This is a genomic window from Streptomyces sp. NPDC052052, assembly GCF_040680455.1.
GTDB lineage: Bacteria > Actinomycetota > Actinomycetes > Streptomycetales > Streptomycetaceae > Streptomyces.
This window is the reverse complement of record NZ_JBFAWU010000031.1, coordinates 1-17,064: the sequence shown is the minus strand read 5'-3', so window position 1 is coordinate 17,064 and position 17,064 is coordinate 1. Positions and strand designations below refer to the sequence as shown.

Below are 17,064 nucleotides of genomic sequence, written 5' to 3'. Positions count from 1 at the left end.
TTTGTAAGTCGGGGAAGATGGGCCGCCGCCCCCTCAGCCCTCCTTGATGAACCCCTCCTGGATCAGCCACTTCTTCGCCACGTCGTGCGGGTCCTGCCCGTCGACATCCACCTTCGCGTTGAGATCCTGGGCGACCTGCGTCGTCAGCCTCTTGCTGAGCGGGTCGAGGAGTTCCGCGATCACCGGGTACTTCTCGAAGGTCTTGGTGTGGATGACGGGCGCCGCGTTGTAGTTGGGGAAGAAGTGCTTGTCGTCCTCTAGGACTTCGAGATCCATGGCCTTGATCCGGCCGTCCGTGGTGTACACCTCGCCCAGCAGACACGAGTCGGACTTCGAGACCTGGGTGTAGATGATCCCGGCATCCATCTTCTTGATGTTGGCGGCCGGGAGACGCATCCCGTACGTCTTCTCCATGCCCGGCAGCCCGTCGTCGCGGGAGGCGAACTCGTTCTCCACACAGACCGTCACCGCCGACGGGTTCTTCTTCGCCAGTGCCGCGACGTCGGAGAGCGTCTTCAGGTGGTACTTCGCGTTGTTCTTCCTGCTGACGGCGAGCGCGTAGGTGTTGTTGAGGGTGGACTGCATCAGCCAGGTCACCCCGTTCTTCCGGTCCGCGTCGCGGACCGCCTTCCACTGCTCCATCGGGTCGGCGATCGGCTTCGTACGGCCGAGATAGGTGATCCAGCCGGTGCCCGTGTACTCGTACATCGCGTCCGCGTCGCCCTTGACGATCGCCTCGCGCGCACTGATCGAACCGGGCAGGTTCGTCCGGTCCAGGACCTCCGCGCCCGCCGCCTTGAAGATCAGGCCGATCATCTGGCCGAGGATGATGTTCTCGCTGAAGTTCTTCGAGGCGACCGTCAGCGAGGCACCGTCCAGCGGCTTCCCCCGGCCGACGGAGCCCGGCTGCACGTTGTCCGCCATCGGCGAGCCGCTCTTCAGGCCGCACCCGGAGAGCGTCAGCGCCAGCACCGTCGTCATGGACACCGCCCCCATGAGCGCGGTACGCACCTTCCGCGGGTTCGTCCGCATCACGCCTCCAGTCCGCGCGGCGTCAACGCCAGCTCGACCAGTGAGGCCAGCCAGTCCACCAGCAGGGCCAGCACCACCGTCAGCACGGAGCCGAGAACCAGCACCGGCATCCGCTGGGTCTGGATGCCCGAGGTGATCAGGTCCCCGAGACCGCCGCCACCGACGAAGGTGGCCAGGGTCGCCGTACCGACGTTGAGTACCAGCGCCGTCCGCACACCGGCCAGGATCAGCGGTACGGCGAGCGGCAGTTCGACCTTGGTGAGCGTCCCCATCGCCGACATGCCGATGCCGCGCGAGGCCTCGACCAGGCTCGGTTCGATCGCCTTGAGACCGGCCACCGTGTTGGAGAAGACCGGCAGCACCGCATAGATCACCATGCCGGTGATCGCGGTCGACGGCCCGATGCCCAGCCAGATGACCAGCAGGGCCAGCAGGCCGATCGCCGGGGTCGCCTGCCCGATGTTGGCGATCGCGGTGACCACCGGGGCCCCCTTGCGCAGCCCGCGCCGGGTCAGTGCGATGCCCAGCGGAATGGCGATGATCAGCACCCAGAACGTCGAGATCGCGGTCAGCCGCACATGCTGCCACCAGCGCAGCTGCACATTGCCGCCGGCGAGCGCGTTCCTGGCGATCGAGTCGAGGTGGACGTGGGTGATCCACAGATAGGTGACCACCAGGACGGCCACCAGCACGGCCGGCAGGATCACCAGCTTGCGCCAGGTGATCCGGCGCCGCGGTCCGGCCGGAGGCGGTGCGGGTTCCTCCTCCTCGTCGAAGAAGGCATGGCCGGTGACGTCGTGCTCGCCGAGCGGCAGGTCGTTCTCGGACCCGGGCGCCGGGAGCGGGGAGCGGGTCCGTCGGGAGTCGGGGTTCATGAGCCCGCACCGCCCTCCAGCTCCTGCTCGGTCTGGTGGGCGCGCATCTCCTCCAGGTCGTGCTGGTGCTCGATGGCGGCGAGCCGGTCCGCCTCCAGCAGTTCATGGACGGAGTTCATCAGCGTGTGCATGTTGACGACGCCGACGAACTCGCCGCGCCGCCCGGTCACCGCGGCCCGTCCGCCGCTGTCGGTCAGCACCGCCTCCAGGGCGTCGTGCAGCGTCGCGTCCCGGGTCACCGTGTCCTGGACCAGCTGCCCGGCACGCGCCAGCGAACCCCGGGCCCGCATCAGGTCGCCGCGCCGCAGCCACTTGTAGGGGCGTCTGCGGCGGTCCAGCATCAGCAGCTCGTTGTGCGGGCCGCTGCGCAGCATGTTGAAGATCGACTGGAGCGGGTCGTCGACCGTCACCGTCGGGAACTGCGCCACCTCCACATCCCGGACCCGGGTGAGGTTGAGGCGTTTCAGTGCGGCCCCGGCGCCGACGAAACCCGAGACGAAGTCGTCCGTCGGGTTGGTGAGGATCGCCTCGGGGGTGTCGAACTGCGCGATGTGCGAACGCTCCCGCAGCACGGCTATTCGGTCACCCAGTTTGATCGCCTCGTCGAAGTCGTGGGTGACGAAGACGATCGTTTTGTGCAGCTCGTGCTGGAGCCGGATCAGCTCGTCCTGGAGGTGGTCGCGGGTGATCGGGTCGACCGCGCCGAACGGCTCGTCCATCAGGAGCACCGGCGGATCGGCCGCCAGGGCCCGCGCCACGCCCACGCGCTGCTGCTGACCACCGGAGAGCGCACGCGGGTAGCGGCCGTGGAACTCCCGGGGGTCCAGACCGACGAGGTCGAGCATCTCCTCGACCCGGTCCTTCACCCTCGACTTCGACCAGCCGACCATCTTCGGCACGAGGGCGATGTTCTCGGCGACCGTCATGTGCGGGAAGAGCCCGGACGACTGGATCGCGTAACCGATCTTGCGGCGCAGCTTCACCGGGTCGATGTTGGTGACGTCCTCGTCGTCGATCAGGATCCGGCCGGACGACGGCTCGATCAGCCGGTTGATCATCTTCAGGGTGGTGGACTTCCCACAGCCGGACGGACCGACGAAGATCACCGTCTCACCGGCCTTGATGTCCATCGTGACGCTGTCCACCGCGGGGCTCGCACTGCCCGGATAGTGCTTGGTCAGTTCGTCCAGGTGAATGGTGGCCCCGGAAGCCGTTCTCGTCGCAGCGCCGTGGTCGGCGGCGGAGTCGGCTGCCTTGGAGTCGGCGGTCTCAGACACGGATCCCCCTCGGAATGGTGAGCCGCCCGAGCAGGACGTACGCGGCGTCGAACAACAGGGCGAGAATGACGATGCCGAGCGTGCCGGCGAGTACCTGATTGATTGCGTTGGCGCTGCCCAGCGAGGCGATGCCGCGGAAGATCTCGTTGCCCAGGCCGGGGCCCGAGGCGTACGCGGCGATGGCGGCGATGCCCATCAGCATCTGGGTGGACACCCTGATGCCGGTGAGGATCGGTGGCCAGGCGAGCGGCAGTTCCACCCGGAACAGCCGGGCCAGCCGCGACATCCCGATGCCCTTGGCCGCGTCGACCAGCGCCGGATCGACGCCGCGCAGCCCCACGATGGAGTTGCGGACCACGGGCAGCAGCCCGTACAGCGTCAGGGTGATCACCGTGGGTGCCACCCCCAGACCGACCAACGGGATGAGGAGACCGATCGCGGCGAGCGAAGGGATGGTGAGGATCGTCGCCGTCGATGTGATGGCCAGCGATCCCGCCCATCCGCTGCGATAGGTGACGACCCCGATGAGAACGCCCAGCACAGTGGCGATGACCATGCACTGGAACACGGCACTGACGTGCTGGTACGCGTCGGTGAGCAGCTGTTGGTGCCGGTTGTCCAGGTACTCCCAGAAGCTCACACGTCACTCCTCGGCTCAGTCGTTGTCCCCCGCGGCCTGCTCGACGAGCGGGATGACGCGCAGCGGAACCGGGTTCTCCATGACGATCGCCGTGGAGGCCCGGACAATGCCATCAAACCCGACAACTCGGTCGATCACCCGTTGGAGGTCAGCATTGGAACGTGCGACGAGGCGGCAGAGCATGTCACCGTGGCCGGTGGTGGTGTGCAGCTCCAGCACCTCCGGGACACCGGCCAAGTGGGCCCGTACGTCGGCGCCTTGACCCTGTTTGATCTCCAGCGTCGCGAACGCGGTGACGGGGTAGCCGAGGGCCGCCGGATCGACGGTGGGGCCGAAGTCGCGAATGACTCCATTCGACTGAAGCCGGTCCAGTCGCGCTTGCACCGTTCCGCGTGCCACACCGAGCCGGCGTGACGCCTCCAGGACACCGATACGCGGTTCCTGGGCCAGCAGCACGATGAGCCGCCCGTCCAGACGGTCGATCGCCATGAGTGCCTCCGTGGATCACTGTGATGGTCATCATGTACAGATAGCCCGGTCATCATGGCCGTCGACTGGGCAGATTGCCCAGCGAAACAACAAACTATTGCGCACCTTGCGGAGCGGCGAGAGTCTTCGAGCATGACTGAGATCCTGGAGACTCTGCACACCACCCCCGACACAGCCCGGCAGGCCGACCCCTTCCCGGTCAAGGGAATGGACGCGGTCGTCTTCGCCGTCGGCAATGCCAAGCAGGCCGCGCACTACTACTCGACGGCCTTCGGCATGAAGCTGGTCGCCTACTCCGGACCGGAGAACGGCAGCCGTGAAACGGCGAGTTACGTCCTGACCAACGGCTCCGCCCGTTTCGTCTTCACCTCCGTCATCAAGGCGTCCACCGACCACGGACGCTTCCTCGCCGACCATGTCGCCGAGCACGGCGACGGTGTCGTCGACCTGGCCATCGAGGTCCCGGACGCCCGAGCGGCCTATGCGTACGCGGTCGAGCACGGCGCCCTCGGCCTCACCGAGCCGCACGAGGTCAAGGACGAACACGGCACGGTCGTCCTGGCCGCCATCGCCACCTACGGCAAGACCCGCCACACCCTGGTGGAGCGCACCGGTTACGACGGCCCGTACCTGCCCGGCTTCGTGGCCGCCTCCCCGATCGTCGAGCCGCCCGCCAAGCGGTTCTTCCAGGCCGTCGACCACTGCGTCGGCAACGTGGAACTGGGCCGGATGGACGAATGGGTCGCCTTTTACAACAAGGTCATGGGCTTCACCAACATGAAGGAGTTCGTGGGCGACGACATCGCCACCGAGTACTCCGCCCTCATGTCGAAGGTCGTCGCCGACGGCACGCTCAAGGTCAAGTTCCCGATCAACGAGCCGGCCGTCGCCAAGAAGAAGTCCCAGATCGACGAGTACCTGGAGTTCTACGGCGGCGCGGGCGTCCAGCACATCGCCCTCGCGACGAACGACATCGTCGCCTCGGTGCGCGCGATGCGGGCGGCCGGCGTCCAGTTCCTGGACACCCCCGACTCGTACTACGACACCCTCGGCGAGTGGGCGGGCGAGACCCGCGTACCCGTGGAGACCCTGCGCGAGCTGAAGATCCTCGTCGACCGCGACGAGGACGGCTACCTCCTGCAGATCTTCACCAAGCCGGTCCAGGACCGTCCCACGGTCTTCTTCGAGATGATCGAGCGCCATGGCTCCATGGGCTTCGGCAAGGGCAACTTCAAGGCCCTGTTCGAGGCGATCGAGCGCGAGCAGGCCAAGCGCGGCAACCTCTGAGAACCCAGCGGGCGCTCGCCCGCCCGGCCACACGTGACAGCGGGACCCCGGCAGCAGCCCGGGGTCCCGCTGTCACGCGTGGGAACGGGGCCCTCGTCGAACCCCCTGGGTGCGGCTTGTAAAGGATTTCGGCCGGTCCGGGGGAGACCGTTGCGTCCGGAACCGGGTGCGGAAGGCTGGGCGTCCGGGTCCGTAGTGCGGCCATGAGATCCACGGGGGAGTCGAGGATGACAGCGCAGCAGCCAGGTGGCGGTGCGGGGGTGCCGGGTGCGGAGGACGCGACCGTCCCGCTGTCGGGCGGGACAGACCCGACAGCTGTCCTGCCGGCCACCATCGGCCCGTACGTGGTGATGCGGGAGCTCGGTGGTGGCGGCATGGGGGTGGTGTCGCTGTGCCGGACGACATCGGGCCGACTGGTCGCGGTCAAGCAGGTGCGCGAGGAGTACGCGGACGATCCGGCCTTCCGCAGCCGGTTCCGGCGGGAGGTGGCCGCGGCCCGGCGGGTGAGCGGGGTGTACACGGTTCCGGTGGTGGACGCCGACACCGAAGGGCCGCGGCCCTGGATCGCGACCTCGTACATGCCCGCTCCCACCCTCGACCAGGCCGTCCGGCTGTGCGGGAGCTTCCAGGAGCCGGCGCTGCGGGCACTGGGCACCGCGCTCGCGGAGGCGCTCCAGGTCATCCATGCCGCGGGCGTGGTGCACCGCGACGTCAAACCGGGCAACGTGCTGCTCGCCCCGGACGGCCCCCTGGTGATCGACTTCGGGATCAGCCGGGCACTGGAGTCGGGCGAGACCCGGGTGACCGGCACCGGAACCGCGATCGGTTCCCCCGCCTTCATGGCGCCCGAGCAGATCGTCTCCTCCCATGACACGGGGCCGGCGGCGGACGTCTTCGCGCTCGCCGGTGTGCTGGTCTACGCGGCCTGCGGGGAGGGGCCGTTCGGACCGGGTGGCGAGAGCTCACTGCACCGGATCATGACCGCCGAGCCCGATCTGCACGGGGTCCCGGGCGCCCTGCACGGGCTGCTGACGCGCTGCCTGGACAAGTCGCCTTCGCGGCGGCCGGGACTGGCCGAGATCCTGGCCGGGCTCGCGCCGGCCGACCCGGCCCACCTGCACGTTCCGGCACTGCGCGCGGAGTGGGCGCGCAGGTCCCAGGAGGCCGAGTTACTCGCGGTGGCACCGCCGCCGCCCGCGAGGCCGCCCGGCGACACGGTCGTCGCGAACCCGGGCCGCCGCAAGCTGCTCATCGGTTCGCTCGCCGCGTTGGGCGTCGTGGCGGCGGGCTCGGGACTGGCGGCGTACCTCACGGGCGGCTCCGACGGCACCCCGAAGGCCAAGGGGGACGGGAAGCCGCTGGGCAGCGACGTCCGCACCGTCAAGCTGACCGACCCGCCGAGGCCGCTGTGGTCAAAAGCGCCGCCGCTCACGATCACCATGCCCCTGCTGTACAGCTACGGGCAGACCCTGCTGTTGCACGAAGGCGGTTACGCCGCCGCCGCACTCGCCACCGCCGACGGCACGGTCCGCTGGCAGCATGGCTCGCTCCCGTCACAGGGCGGGTCCGCCCCGGGGAAGGATCCCATCGGGGTTGGCGGATGGGTCCTCGGCCCGGTCGAGGGCGGCATCCTGGTCTCGAGCATGAGTACCGCCCTCGGCTCCGCCGGACGGTACTTCCTCTCGATCGTCGACCCGGCCACCGCGCGGGTGAAATCGAAGGCCGCCCTGGGGGCCTCGGAATCCCTGGTCTCCCTGCTCGCGACGCACGGGAGCAGCGCCTACTGCCTGTCCCGGACCCTGTCGGGCGGCTTCAACCCGGCCTCGCCGAGCGCAACCCCGGGCTACAGCTCCGCGCAGTACGTCATCGCCGTGGACGTGAAAAGCGGACGCATCCTCTGGCGGCGGCCCGTCACCTCCTCCTCGCTGTACGGCATTCGCTACGCCGCCGACGGCTACGGCTTCTACTACACCGAGGACACGGACGCCGGCCTGACCATCCACGCGCTGAACGCGGCGAGCGGGAAGTCCCGTTGGTCCATGAAGGTGCCCGCCGACCCGGACAGCAACCTGCCGGCGTACATGCAGTCCGCGGGCGGACAACTCACCTCCTCGCTCGCCGCCGCCGGTGACCTGCTTCTCACGGTGAACGTCAAGGGCGGGCTCGCGGCGTACGACGCGAAGACCGGGACCCGGCGCTGGTCCGTTCCGATGACCGCGGCCACGAAGCCGTCCGTCGTCGGGGACCTGGTGCTCACCAACGACCTCACCCAGGTCCACGCCGTCGAACTCCGTACCGGGAAAGTGCGCTGGAGCATCACCAGTCCGGTGACGCTGTCACCGGGGATGGGGTCCGGTCCCACGCTGGCCGCCTCCAAGGACGTCACCGCGGTGCTGTTCACGCCCCTCTCGTACACCGCGACGCGCGGCGCGAGCACGGACGGCCCGGCCGGGGCGCTGGTCCTGCGCACCTCGGACGGCACACAGCTGTGGGCGCTGCGGGAGAAGGCCGGCTCCGCCTCCGCCTCCGCCGCCGCCTCCGCGGCCCCCTCCCCGTCAGCCTCCTCCGGAATCGGCAGCCCGGCGGCCAGGGGGACCGACATCTGGGCCGTCGCGGTCCAGGACGACCTGGTGTTCCTCGCCGGCGGCGAGCGGGTCCGGGTCTACCGGGCGGCGGCGGGAACGTGACCGCACCGCCCGAGGGCGATACCGGACTCCCCTCGACGGTGGGCCCGTTCAGCGTGGTGCGGCTGCTCGGCTCGGGCGGCATGGGAAAGGTGTACCTCGCGACGACCCGGGCCGGACGGCCGGTGGCCGTCAAGGTCGTACGGGACAGCTACGTCCAGGATCCGCGCTTCCGCGAGCGGTTCAGGGCCGAGGCCGAGGCGGCGCTGAAGGTCAGCGGCGCGTTCACCGCGCCGGTGCTGGCCGCCGACCCGGACGGGCCCCAGCCCTGGCTGGCGACCGCGTATCTGCCCGCACCGTCCCTGACCGAGGCGGTGAGCACCCATGGGCCGATGCCGGAGGAGACGGTCCGCAGGCTCGCCGCCGGGCTCGCGGAGGCACTGGCCGCCATCCACGCGGCCGGGCTGGTGCACCGCGACCTGAAGCCGTCGAACATCCTGCTCACCGAGGACGGCCCACGGGTGATCGACTTCGGGATCGCTCGCGCGGTGGACGGCGAGCGGCTCACCCAGACCGGTCAGGTCCTGGGCACCGCGGGTTATGTGCCGCCCGAGCAGATCGCCGGTCGTGGTGCCACGGCGGCGGGCGACATCTTCGCGCTCGGCGCCACCCTGGTCTTCGCCGCCTGCGGCCGGGGAGCCTTCGGAGCGAGCGGGCTGCACATCCTCCTGTACCGAACCGTCCACGAGGAACCCGACCTGTCCGCCGTTCCCGCGGGACTGCGCCCCGCGCTCGCCGCCTGTCTCGCGAAGGACCCGCGGCAGCGGCCCCAGGTGGCGGACCTGGACAGGCTGTTCGGGGCCCCGCACCTGCCCGGTGCGGGCTGGCTACCGCAGGACGTGGAACGGGAGGTGCGCCGCCGCGAGGAGAACGTGCGAACGGACCTGGCCGCCCACGGCGTGACCGCCCCGTGGGGGCGGCGCCGGGTTCTCGCCGCGGCGGGCGGCACGCTGGCGGCGGCCCTGGCCGGCGGCGGCTGGTACCTGGTGCGCCAGGGCCCGGACGCCACACCTCCGGCACCCCGCCACCTGTGGAGCAGGGCGCTCCCCGACGGATTCACCCAGGTGCGGAAGGTGGCCGGGGGACGGCTGCTCGCCACCGGCAAGAACGGCGCGGGGGCGGCCCTGCTCGACCCGGACTCCGGCAGGACGGTCTGGCAGAGCGCGCCGTACGGTGACGCGGGCACCGCGACATCCGGTGACACCCTGTACGTCATCGAGATCGACGGGGCACTGCACGCACGCGAGTTGACGACCGGCAAGGAACGCTGGCACTTCGCCCCACCCGATGACCCCCAGCCCGACGCCGGCGATCTGACCGCCTACCCCGGCTCGCGTGGCTGGGTGTACGTCACCTCCGAGCAGACCGGCCGGCTGTACGCCCTGGACTCCTCGGGCACGGTCCGCTGGCAGGACGCGGCAGTGCGCACCGTCGTCCATCCACGGGGCGACATCCTGCTGTGCGTGGCACGGGAGGCGGGGGGCACGGACAACACCCGTACGATTCGTGCGCTGGACGCCCGCACCGGTGACCAGGCGTGGACCTACGCCCCCGCCGTCTACGGCCTCGGCCCGAACCCCGGCACCCGACTGGCGCTCACCCTGCGCGCGGACACGGCCCGGCTGGTCGGCCTGCGCCTGTCCGACGGCCGGGCGCTGTGGACGGCCCCCACCGGCCTGGACCCGGGCGAGGCCATCCAGAACGTCTCGCTCACCGCGACCGCACAACTCAGCCCCGACGGACGCACCGCGCTCTTCCCACGCAGCCTCGCGAGCGGCGCCTTCGCCGCCCTCGACACCTCCGACGGCAGCACCCGATGGAAACAGAGCCCCGAGGCCCGGCAGCAACTCACGCCCCTGGGCGCGACCCTCTTCACCGTCCCCGAGCCCTCGGTCGGCATCGACACCACCGCGGCCCACGGCCCACTCACCTCCTACGACCTCGTCTCCGGCACCCGCCACTGGCACACCCCCGACCTGGGCAAGGGCCTGTACGCCGTCCTGGGCACCTTCGCGGGACTGGTCCTCCTCGGACTCAACGGCGGCTCCGCCTCGGGCGTGCACGGTTACGCACTCGACGGCGGCAAGCGGGTCTGGAAGCTCCCCTACACGGTGGACACGGTGGCGCAGCCGTTCAGTGCGGTGACGTCGGGAAGCCGGCTGTGGGTGGCGAGCGAGAGCGAAGTCATGGGGTTCACGGCGGGCTGACCCGCATGGTCCAGTCCGCTACGGAGGATCCGGCCGGGCCCGGCGCGCCCAAGGGCTGTCCCGTAATCCCCGGCGGGCGCCCGACGACAGCTACGGCACCTCGCAGCGTTGTCGGACTCGTCCGCATACGACCCGGTATGAGGACGACCCTCCGCCTTGCGATGCACCGCATCTGACGCCGCGCGCTCATCCACCGGGGATGACGGGACAGCCCTACCCGTCGTCCTCCGCCGGGCCGCCCAACGCCCGGAGGGCCCGCTGCGCTGCCGGGCCCTCCAGCGGCGAGAAGTGCGGATTGACGCGCAGGGCCTCCTGCAGGTTCCGGCGCGCCGGACCGTAGTCCGCCAACGCCTGCTGGATCGCGCCCAGGTGAGCCGTGTACCAGGCGTTGTGCCCATCCACCGAGACCGCCTGCTTCGCATAGGCCACCGCGGAGGCCGAGTCGCCCGCGCGGTGCAGTGCCCAGCCCAGCGCGTCCGCCACCGCCGCGCTGCGGTGCGACCGGGACCACTCGACCTTCAGCAGCTCCACCGCGGTGGCCGGGTCGCCGTGATCGGCCTCGAAGCGGCCGCGCAACGCCGCGTCGTCCACACCCTGGGCGGCCTCACGCCCCAGCGCCTCGCGGAACTGCGCGTACTGGCTCCGCGCGTCCGCCTCCCGGCCCAGCGACTCGTACCACTCGCCCAGCTCCAGCATGTACACCGGGCGCGGAAGACCGGCCAGCGCCGCCTTGTAGTCGCGCTGCGCCTCGTCCGTGCGGCCGAGCGCGACCAGCGCCCTGGCCCGGCCCGCGAGCGACGGATGGTGCGCGGGGTCGTCCCGCAGCGCCAGGTCGTACTGGGTCACCGCCTCTTCGGGCTCGCCCCGGTCCCACGCCAGCTCGCCCAGCAGGTACCGGCACTCCGTCGCTTGCGTCGGGGTGGTCGCCCGGTCCAGCGCTTTGTGCGCATCGGCCAGTGCCTCCTGCTGCCGACCGCCGTCCCGGTACCGCAGCGCCGACCGGACGAGCGCCGGGGCGCCGGAGTGCAGCGCGGCGAGCCTCTCCACCGCCGCGTTCGCCGACCGGCGGTCACCGAGGCCGTCGTACGCGTCGATCAGCGCCGGATACACGTCCCACTGCCCGGGCTGCCGCGCCCGTACCCGCTCGCCCCACTTCTTCGCCGTGCCGAAGTCGTGCCGGGCATTGGCGAGTACCGCGAGTCCCACCCAGGCCGCCGTGTTCCCGCGCTCGCCCGGTTCGACCTCCAGCGAGCGTTTCAACGCCTGTTCGGCCCGGCCGTAGTACGACGCGTCCGCGGAACGCTGTCCCCACTCGACGAAGGCCGAACCGAGTAACGCCCACGAGCGCGCGTCGGACGGATGCGTACCCACCCACTCCTGCCGGTCCCCGATCAGCGCCGTCAGATCGGAGAGCGACGCGGGTGAACCCAGGGCCCTCGCCTCCAGGGCCCGTGAGACGGGTCCCGGCGCGGGCGGCGGCACGGGCTTCTCCTCGTCGTCCGGCACCGCGACCACCGCGCCTGTCACCAGCACCGCACCGGCCACCACCCCCATGGCCGCCCGGCGCAGCGTCGTACGCAGCGAGACGGGTGGAAGGTCCAGCGGAAGCGGAGCCTGAGCCGGCGGCGCGAGTTCGGCGCCCGAGGGATCCAGGGGAGGCTGCGGCGGTGCGGGGGGCTCTGGGGGCTGCTGCGGCGTGACATCCATGCCGATCACTCTGCGTCAGTATGAAGAGCACACCGCGCCTTGTGGAGGGTGCGGCAGACGGGTTCACACCAATGGATCCGGCTGCCACGCTTGGATCATGACCGGTCTTCTGGAACACCGTCTTCTGGAACAACTGCGTGCGGGTCTGCCCGCCGAGGCCCTCATCACCGATCCGGACATCACCACCTCCTACACCCACGACATGGCGAGTTTCTGCGAGGCGGGAACGCCGGCCGTCGTCGTGCTCCCGCGTACGGCCGAGCAGGTCCAGCACATCATGCGCACCGCCACGGCCCTGCGCGTCCCGGTCGTCCCGCAGGGGGCCCGCACCGGTCTCTCGGGCGCGGCCAACGCCTCGGACGGCTGCATCGTGCTGTCCCTGGTGAAGATGGACCGGATCCTGGAGATCGACCCGGTCGACCGGATCGCCGTCGTCGAGCCCGGCGTCATCAACGCGGTGCTGTCCCGCGCGGTCGACGAGTACGGCCTCTGCTACCCGCCGGACCCGTCCAGCTGGGAGATGTGCACCATCGGCGGCAACATCGGCACCGCGTCCGGCGGTCTGTGCTGCGTGAAGTACGGGGTCACCGCCGAATACGTACGCGGACTGGACGTCGTCCTCGCCGACGGGCGACTGCTCACCACCGGCCGCCGCACCGCAAAGGGCGTCGCCGGTTACGACCTCACCCGGCTCTTCGTCGGCTCGGAGGGCAGTCTCGGCGTCGTCGTCAAGGCCGTGCTGGCACTGAAGCCCCGGCCGCCGCGACAACGCGTCCTGGCCGCCGAGTTCCCGAGCGCGGACGCCGCCTGCGAGGCGATCTGCCGGATCATGGAGCGTGGTCACACCCCGTCACTCCTCGAACTGATGGACCGTACAACGATCCATGCCGTCAACAGGATGGCCCGGATGGGTCTCCCCGACACGACGGAGGCGCTCCTGCTCGCGGCCTTCGACACCCCGGACCCGTCGGCCGACCTCGCCGCCGTGGCCGAGCTGTGCACCGAGGCCGGTGCCGCCGAGGTGGTGCCCGCCGCGGACGCCGCGGAGTCCGACCTGCTGCTCCAGGCCCGGCGGATGTCGCTCACCGCGCTGGAGGCGGTCAAGTCCGCCACGATGATCGACGACGTCTGCGTACCGCGGTCGCGGCTCGGCGCGATGCTCGCGGGCACGGCCGCCATCGCCGAGAAGTACGACCTCACCATCGGCGTCTGCGCGCACGCGGGCGACGGCAACACCCACCCCGTCGTCTGCTTCGACCACACCGACGCCGACGAGTCCCGGCGGGCCCGGGAATCCTTCGACGAGATCATGGCGCTCGGCCTGGAACTCGGCGGCACGATCACCGGTGAGCACGGGGTCGGCGTCCTGAAGAAGGAGTGGCTCGCGCGCGAACTCGGTGAGGTGAGCGTCGAACTGCACCGGGGTATCAAGGCGGTCTTCGACCCGCTGGGGCTGCTCAATCCGGGCAAGGTGTTCTGACGGCCCGGGTATCCGACCGGGACGTGGGGTCAGGGCGGGGCGCGGCCTCGGTCCGGGACGCGGCTTCGGTCCGCGGCCCCGTGCCCGGGTGAGGTCCGGCGCCCGGACGGTGCCGCGTGCGCTCACGCGGCACCGTCCGAATCGTCCGGCGCCCACGGGTCGCTCAGCAGCACGTCGTCGGTCGGCAGCGGCGTGAGCAGCTCGTCGAGGGCTTCGTCGATGCCGAGCCGCTCGGCCTCCGTCCCCGGCGGGACCAGTCGCAGAGTCCGCTCCACCCAGGTGGCCACCGCGGCGGACGGCACCTGCAGAAGGGCGTTGCCGTCGGGCGACGTCAGCGCCACGAAGATGACGCTCTGCCCCTCGGCCCGGGACGGCCAGATCCGCACGTCCCCCTGCCCGCACGCCCGGAACACACCCTCGATCAGCAGATCGCGGGCGAACATCCAGTGCACGGGGTGCTCGGAGCCGATGTGGAAGGTGATGTGCACGGCGTACGGGTCGTCCACGAGGTAGCTCAGCCGGGCGGGGACGGGGATGCTGCGCTCGGGGGACAGGACCAGCTTGAGCTCCAGCTCGCGTTCCACGACGGTGTCCATGAGTGCGTCCTTTCGGTGCCGGTGGACCGGTCCCTCGACCGGCCTGCACAGGGAGAGAGCGCACTGGCCGCCGACTATGACGCGACTTCTGAAAAAAAAATTTCTGCGTGCCCGGAAAGTGGCCCAAACCCTTGGAGCGGCCCGGGGATACGTGGGTGTCTGATAGATGTGGACCCGTTGTATCCGATGTATTGAGGCCTCGAAGAGATACGGGACCACGGTGATGAGCGCCCCAACCCCGGCACCCGGTGACGAAAGCCCCCGCGAGGGGTACTACCCCGACCCGTCCATCCCCGGATACGTCCGGTACTGGAACGGCGCCTCGTGGGTGCCCGGCACCAGTCGGCCCGCCCCTCAGCAGGACGATGCGATGCCCGCGACGCCATCCGGGGCGACGGCCGAATCGCAGCCGCAGCCGTCAGTGCCGGATCCGGTGGAGGAGACCGGTCCGGTCTTCCTCGACGGGCGGCCGAGCGCGGACGACCGCCCCGAACCGGCCACCGCCTGGCAGGCCGATGCCTCCCGTCAGACCGGCTTCGGCGGCGACCTCGACCGACGGGTCTCCTGGGGTGGGACCGGGGAGGCCGACGGACCGGGCGGGCCTGACCAATCGTCGGAACAGGGACCCGGACCGGGGGCCGGTACCGGAACGGGTTCTGTCGGTGATCCGCGCACGCCCGCGGACGGGCCCCAGCCCGGAGTTCCGGCCGACCGGGTTCCGGCCGACCGCGTGCCGTCCGTCCGCGAACCCGCCGACCGCGCGCTCGTGGACCGTGTGCCCGCCGTCCGCGAACCTGCCGACCGTGCGCCCGTGGACCCGCGTCGGCCCGCCTCCGCGGACCTGACGGGCCGTGGGCTGCCGGGTGCGGGCGACCGGGGCGGCCAGGTTCCCGAGAACACCGTCGCGCTCCGGGCGGACCGTCCGGGCCGCGGGGGCGAAGCCGCCGGACCGTCCACCGAGGGCACGGTCACGATCCGGGCCGTGGGCCGGGACAACCGCAGCCGGCCTTCCGCCCCGGCCCCTGCCGCGTTCAACGGTCCGCCCACCCCCGGCAGCGGTACCGCGCCCTGGGCACAGCAGGCCCACCCGCTCACGCAGCCCGATCAGGCGGTCCTTGCGCAGCAGCAGCAGCCGCAGCCCCAGCCCTCTCTCCCGTTCCAGGGGCAGCAGCAGCCCCACGCACAGCACGCACAGCTCGGCGTGCAGGGCGGACAGCCGGACCAGCCCGTCGTGCCCTGGAAGCCTCCGGTCAACGATCCCTTTCAGCAGCTCGCGCAGGCCCAGGCATCGGCCCGGCCCGCCGGACTCGGCAAGCGGCTGGTGGCGCGGCTGGTCGACACGGTGGTGCTGGGCGCGCTCGTCGGCGCGATCAGTTTTCCGCTCGTCTCGCGGGCGGTGGACCACATCGACGAGAAGATCAGTGCGGCGAAGCTGTCCGGCGAGACGGTGACCGTCTGGCTGATCGACTCCACCACGGCCGGGCTCCTCGGCGGGGTACTCGGCGCGTTCCTCGTGCTCGGGGTCCTGCTGGAGACGCTGCCGACCGTCACATGGGGCCGCACGCTCGGCAAGAAGCTCTGCGGACTCCACGTACGGGACATCGAATCCCATGAGTTCCCGCCCTTCGGTGCCGCGCTCCGTCGCTGGTTGGTCCACGGCGTCCTGGGCATCCTCCTGATCGGGGTGGTCGATGTGCTCTGGTGCGTGTTCGACCGGCCGTGGCGCCAGTGCTGGCACGACAAGGCGGCGCACACCTTCGTGGCGGACTGACCGTCGTGCGAGGGCTCGAGGGCACCCACTCCACCGGCTGACGACTCATCGGGGGGAGGGGCCCGGAGACACAGGCCGTTCCCCCGAACGCACCTCAGCCGTTGCGGGTTACCGCGAACCGGGGTGCACTGCCCCCATGAGTAACGATCAGCCGACGTCCGGTCAGCCGCCCGAGGACGACCCGTTCCTCAAGAGGCCGCAGGAGCCGGGAGGAACACAGGGCGCTCAAGGGGCTCAAGGGTCTCAGGGGCCTGAGCAGCCGCAGGGGCCTCAGCAGCCGCAGGGGCCCGGGGGGCAGGAAACACCGCAGGGGCAGCCCTCGGGTTCGCCCTACGACAGTGCGCCGCCTCCGCCCCCGTACGAGCCCGGCCCCTACGGTGGCGGAGGTCCGTACGGGGGCGCGGATCCCCTGGCCGGCATGCCGCCGCTGGGCGAACCGGGCAAGCGGATCCTGGCCCGGCTGATCGACTTCCTGATCATCTCGATTCCGCTGTATCTGATCTCGTTGCCCTGGGGCGGGGCGGTCGAGATGAACGGCAACGACAGCAATGTCGTCAGTCAGACCTACAGCGGACACCAGTTGCTCTGGTCGCTGATCGCTCTGGTGCTCTACGTCGGATACGACACGTACTTCACGCACAAGGACGGCCGGACGCTCGGCAAGCGACTGATGAAGCTTCGGGTCGCGATGCTCAACGACGGCCGGGTGCCGGACACGGGTACGTCGTTCCTGCGGGCCGTGGTGCTGTGGCTGCCGGCCCTGCTGTGCTGCCCCTGCCTGTGGTGGCTGATCAACATCGTGCTCATGTTCACGGACAAGCCGTACCGACAGGCCCTCCAGGACAAGGCGGCGAAGACGGTGGTCGTCCAGACGAACTGACACAGGGGGCTGTTCCCCCTCCCACGCCGTGCGGCCCCGGTCCGCGAACTTCTTCTCCCAGAAGTCCACCACCACCTGTTCCAGGGCCTGTTCGGACATCTGGCCGTGCGCGGTCGCGATCCTCGCCTCGGGCACGATC

At 70.7% G+C, this 17,064-nt stretch carries 13 protein-coding genes; 6 read left to right on the top strand and 7 right to left on the bottom strand.

Translation table 11 applies throughout. From position 1 onward, the window contains the following. Positions 1-33 precede the first annotated feature (33 nt). From AB0L71_RS29475 to AB0L71_RS29455, 5 genes are all read right to left on the bottom strand, one after another. A complete protein-coding gene (locus AB0L71_RS29475; protein ID WP_365248726.1) occupies positions 34-996 on the bottom strand; it encodes a glycine betaine ABC transporter substrate-binding protein in 963 nt (320 codons plus the stop codon). Between the two features lie 35 nt (positions 997-1,031). Next, a complete protein-coding gene (locus AB0L71_RS29470) occupies positions 1,032-1,907 on the bottom strand; it encodes an ABC transporter permease (RefSeq protein ID WP_365248599.1) in 876 nt (291 codons plus the stop codon). Further along, complete coding sequence (locus AB0L71_RS29465; RefSeq protein WP_365248723.1) at positions 1,904-3,103, bottom strand: betaine/proline/choline family ABC transporter ATP-binding protein; 1,200 nt, start codon at positions 3,101-3,103, stop codon at positions 1,904-1,906. Before AB0L71_RS29465 ends, AB0L71_RS29470 begins: the two co-directional genes overlap by 4 nt. 73 nt (positions 3,104-3,176) lie before the next feature. Next, on the bottom strand, positions 3,177-3,824 hold the full coding sequence (locus AB0L71_RS29460) for an ABC transporter permease (protein WP_365248597.1): 648 nt from the start codon (positions 3,822-3,824) through the stop codon (positions 3,177-3,179). A gap of 15 nt (positions 3,825-3,839) precedes the next feature. Beyond that, the gene (locus tag AB0L71_RS29455; protein ID WP_365248595.1) at positions 3,840-4,313 is read right to left on the bottom strand and encodes an Lrp/AsnC family transcriptional regulator; all 474 of its coding nucleotides are present in this window, start codon (positions 4,311-4,313) and stop codon (positions 3,840-3,842) included. A 141-nt stretch (positions 4,314-4,454) separates the two neighbouring features. Between AB0L71_RS29455 and hppD the strand changes: the two genes are divergently transcribed. The 3 genes from hppD to AB0L71_RS29440 all read left to right on the top strand — a co-directional run bounded on the left by hppD (position 4,455) and on the right by AB0L71_RS29440 (position 10,491). Then, positions 4,455-5,600, top strand: coding sequence for a 4-hydroxyphenylpyruvate dioxygenase (gene hppD, locus AB0L71_RS29450; RefSeq protein ID WP_365248720.1), 1,146 nt, complete (start codon positions 4,455-4,457; stop codon positions 5,598-5,600). Positions 5,601-5,827: 227 nt separating this feature from the next. Beyond that, positions 5,828-8,287 (top strand): protein kinase, encoded by a 2,460-nt coding sequence (locus AB0L71_RS29445; protein ID WP_365248593.1) that lies wholly within the window; start codon positions 5,828-5,830, stop codon positions 8,285-8,287. Next, positions 8,284-10,491, top strand: coding sequence for a serine/threonine-protein kinase (locus tag AB0L71_RS29440; RefSeq protein ID WP_365248591.1), 2,208 nt, complete (start codon positions 8,284-8,286; stop codon positions 10,489-10,491). Before AB0L71_RS29445 ends, AB0L71_RS29440 begins: the two co-directional genes overlap by 4 nt. A 213-nt stretch (positions 10,492-10,704) precedes the next feature. On the opposite strand, the gene AB0L71_RS29435 is transcribed toward AB0L71_RS29440, so the two are convergent. Beyond that, positions 10,705-12,198, bottom strand: coding sequence for a tetratricopeptide repeat protein (locus AB0L71_RS29435; protein ID WP_365248589.1), 1,494 nt, complete (start codon positions 12,196-12,198; stop codon positions 10,705-10,707). Positions 12,199-12,295: 97 nt separating this feature from the next. Here AB0L71_RS29435 and AB0L71_RS29430 point away from each other — a divergent pair, with 97 nt between their 5' ends. Continuing rightward, positions 12,296-13,678 (top strand): FAD-linked oxidase C-terminal domain-containing protein, encoded by a 1,383-nt coding sequence (locus tag AB0L71_RS29430; protein WP_365248587.1) that lies wholly within the window; start codon positions 12,296-12,298, stop codon positions 13,676-13,678. A gap of 122 nt (positions 13,679-13,800) precedes the next feature. Here AB0L71_RS29430 and AB0L71_RS29425 read toward each other — a convergent pair whose 3' ends face one another. Beyond that, positions 13,801-14,274: an SsgA family sporulation/cell division regulator gene (locus AB0L71_RS29425; RefSeq protein ID WP_365248585.1), complete on the bottom strand. Its 474-nt coding sequence runs from the start codon at positions 14,272-14,274 to the stop codon at positions 13,801-13,803. 223 nt (positions 14,275-14,497) lie between these two features. On the opposite strand from AB0L71_RS29425, the gene AB0L71_RS29420 reads away from it, so the two are divergent. Beyond that, on the top strand, positions 14,498-16,045 hold the full coding sequence (locus AB0L71_RS29420) for an RDD family protein (protein WP_365248583.1): 1,548 nt from the start codon (positions 14,498-14,500) through the stop codon (positions 16,043-16,045). Between the two features lie 136 nt (positions 16,046-16,181). Continuing rightward, positions 16,182-16,925 carry an RDD family protein gene (locus tag AB0L71_RS29415; RefSeq protein WP_365248581.1) on the top strand — a complete coding sequence of 248 codons (744 nt, stop codon included), beginning with the start codon at positions 16,182-16,184 and terminating at the stop codon, positions 16,923-16,925. Positions 16,926-17,064: the final 139 nt, after the last annotated feature.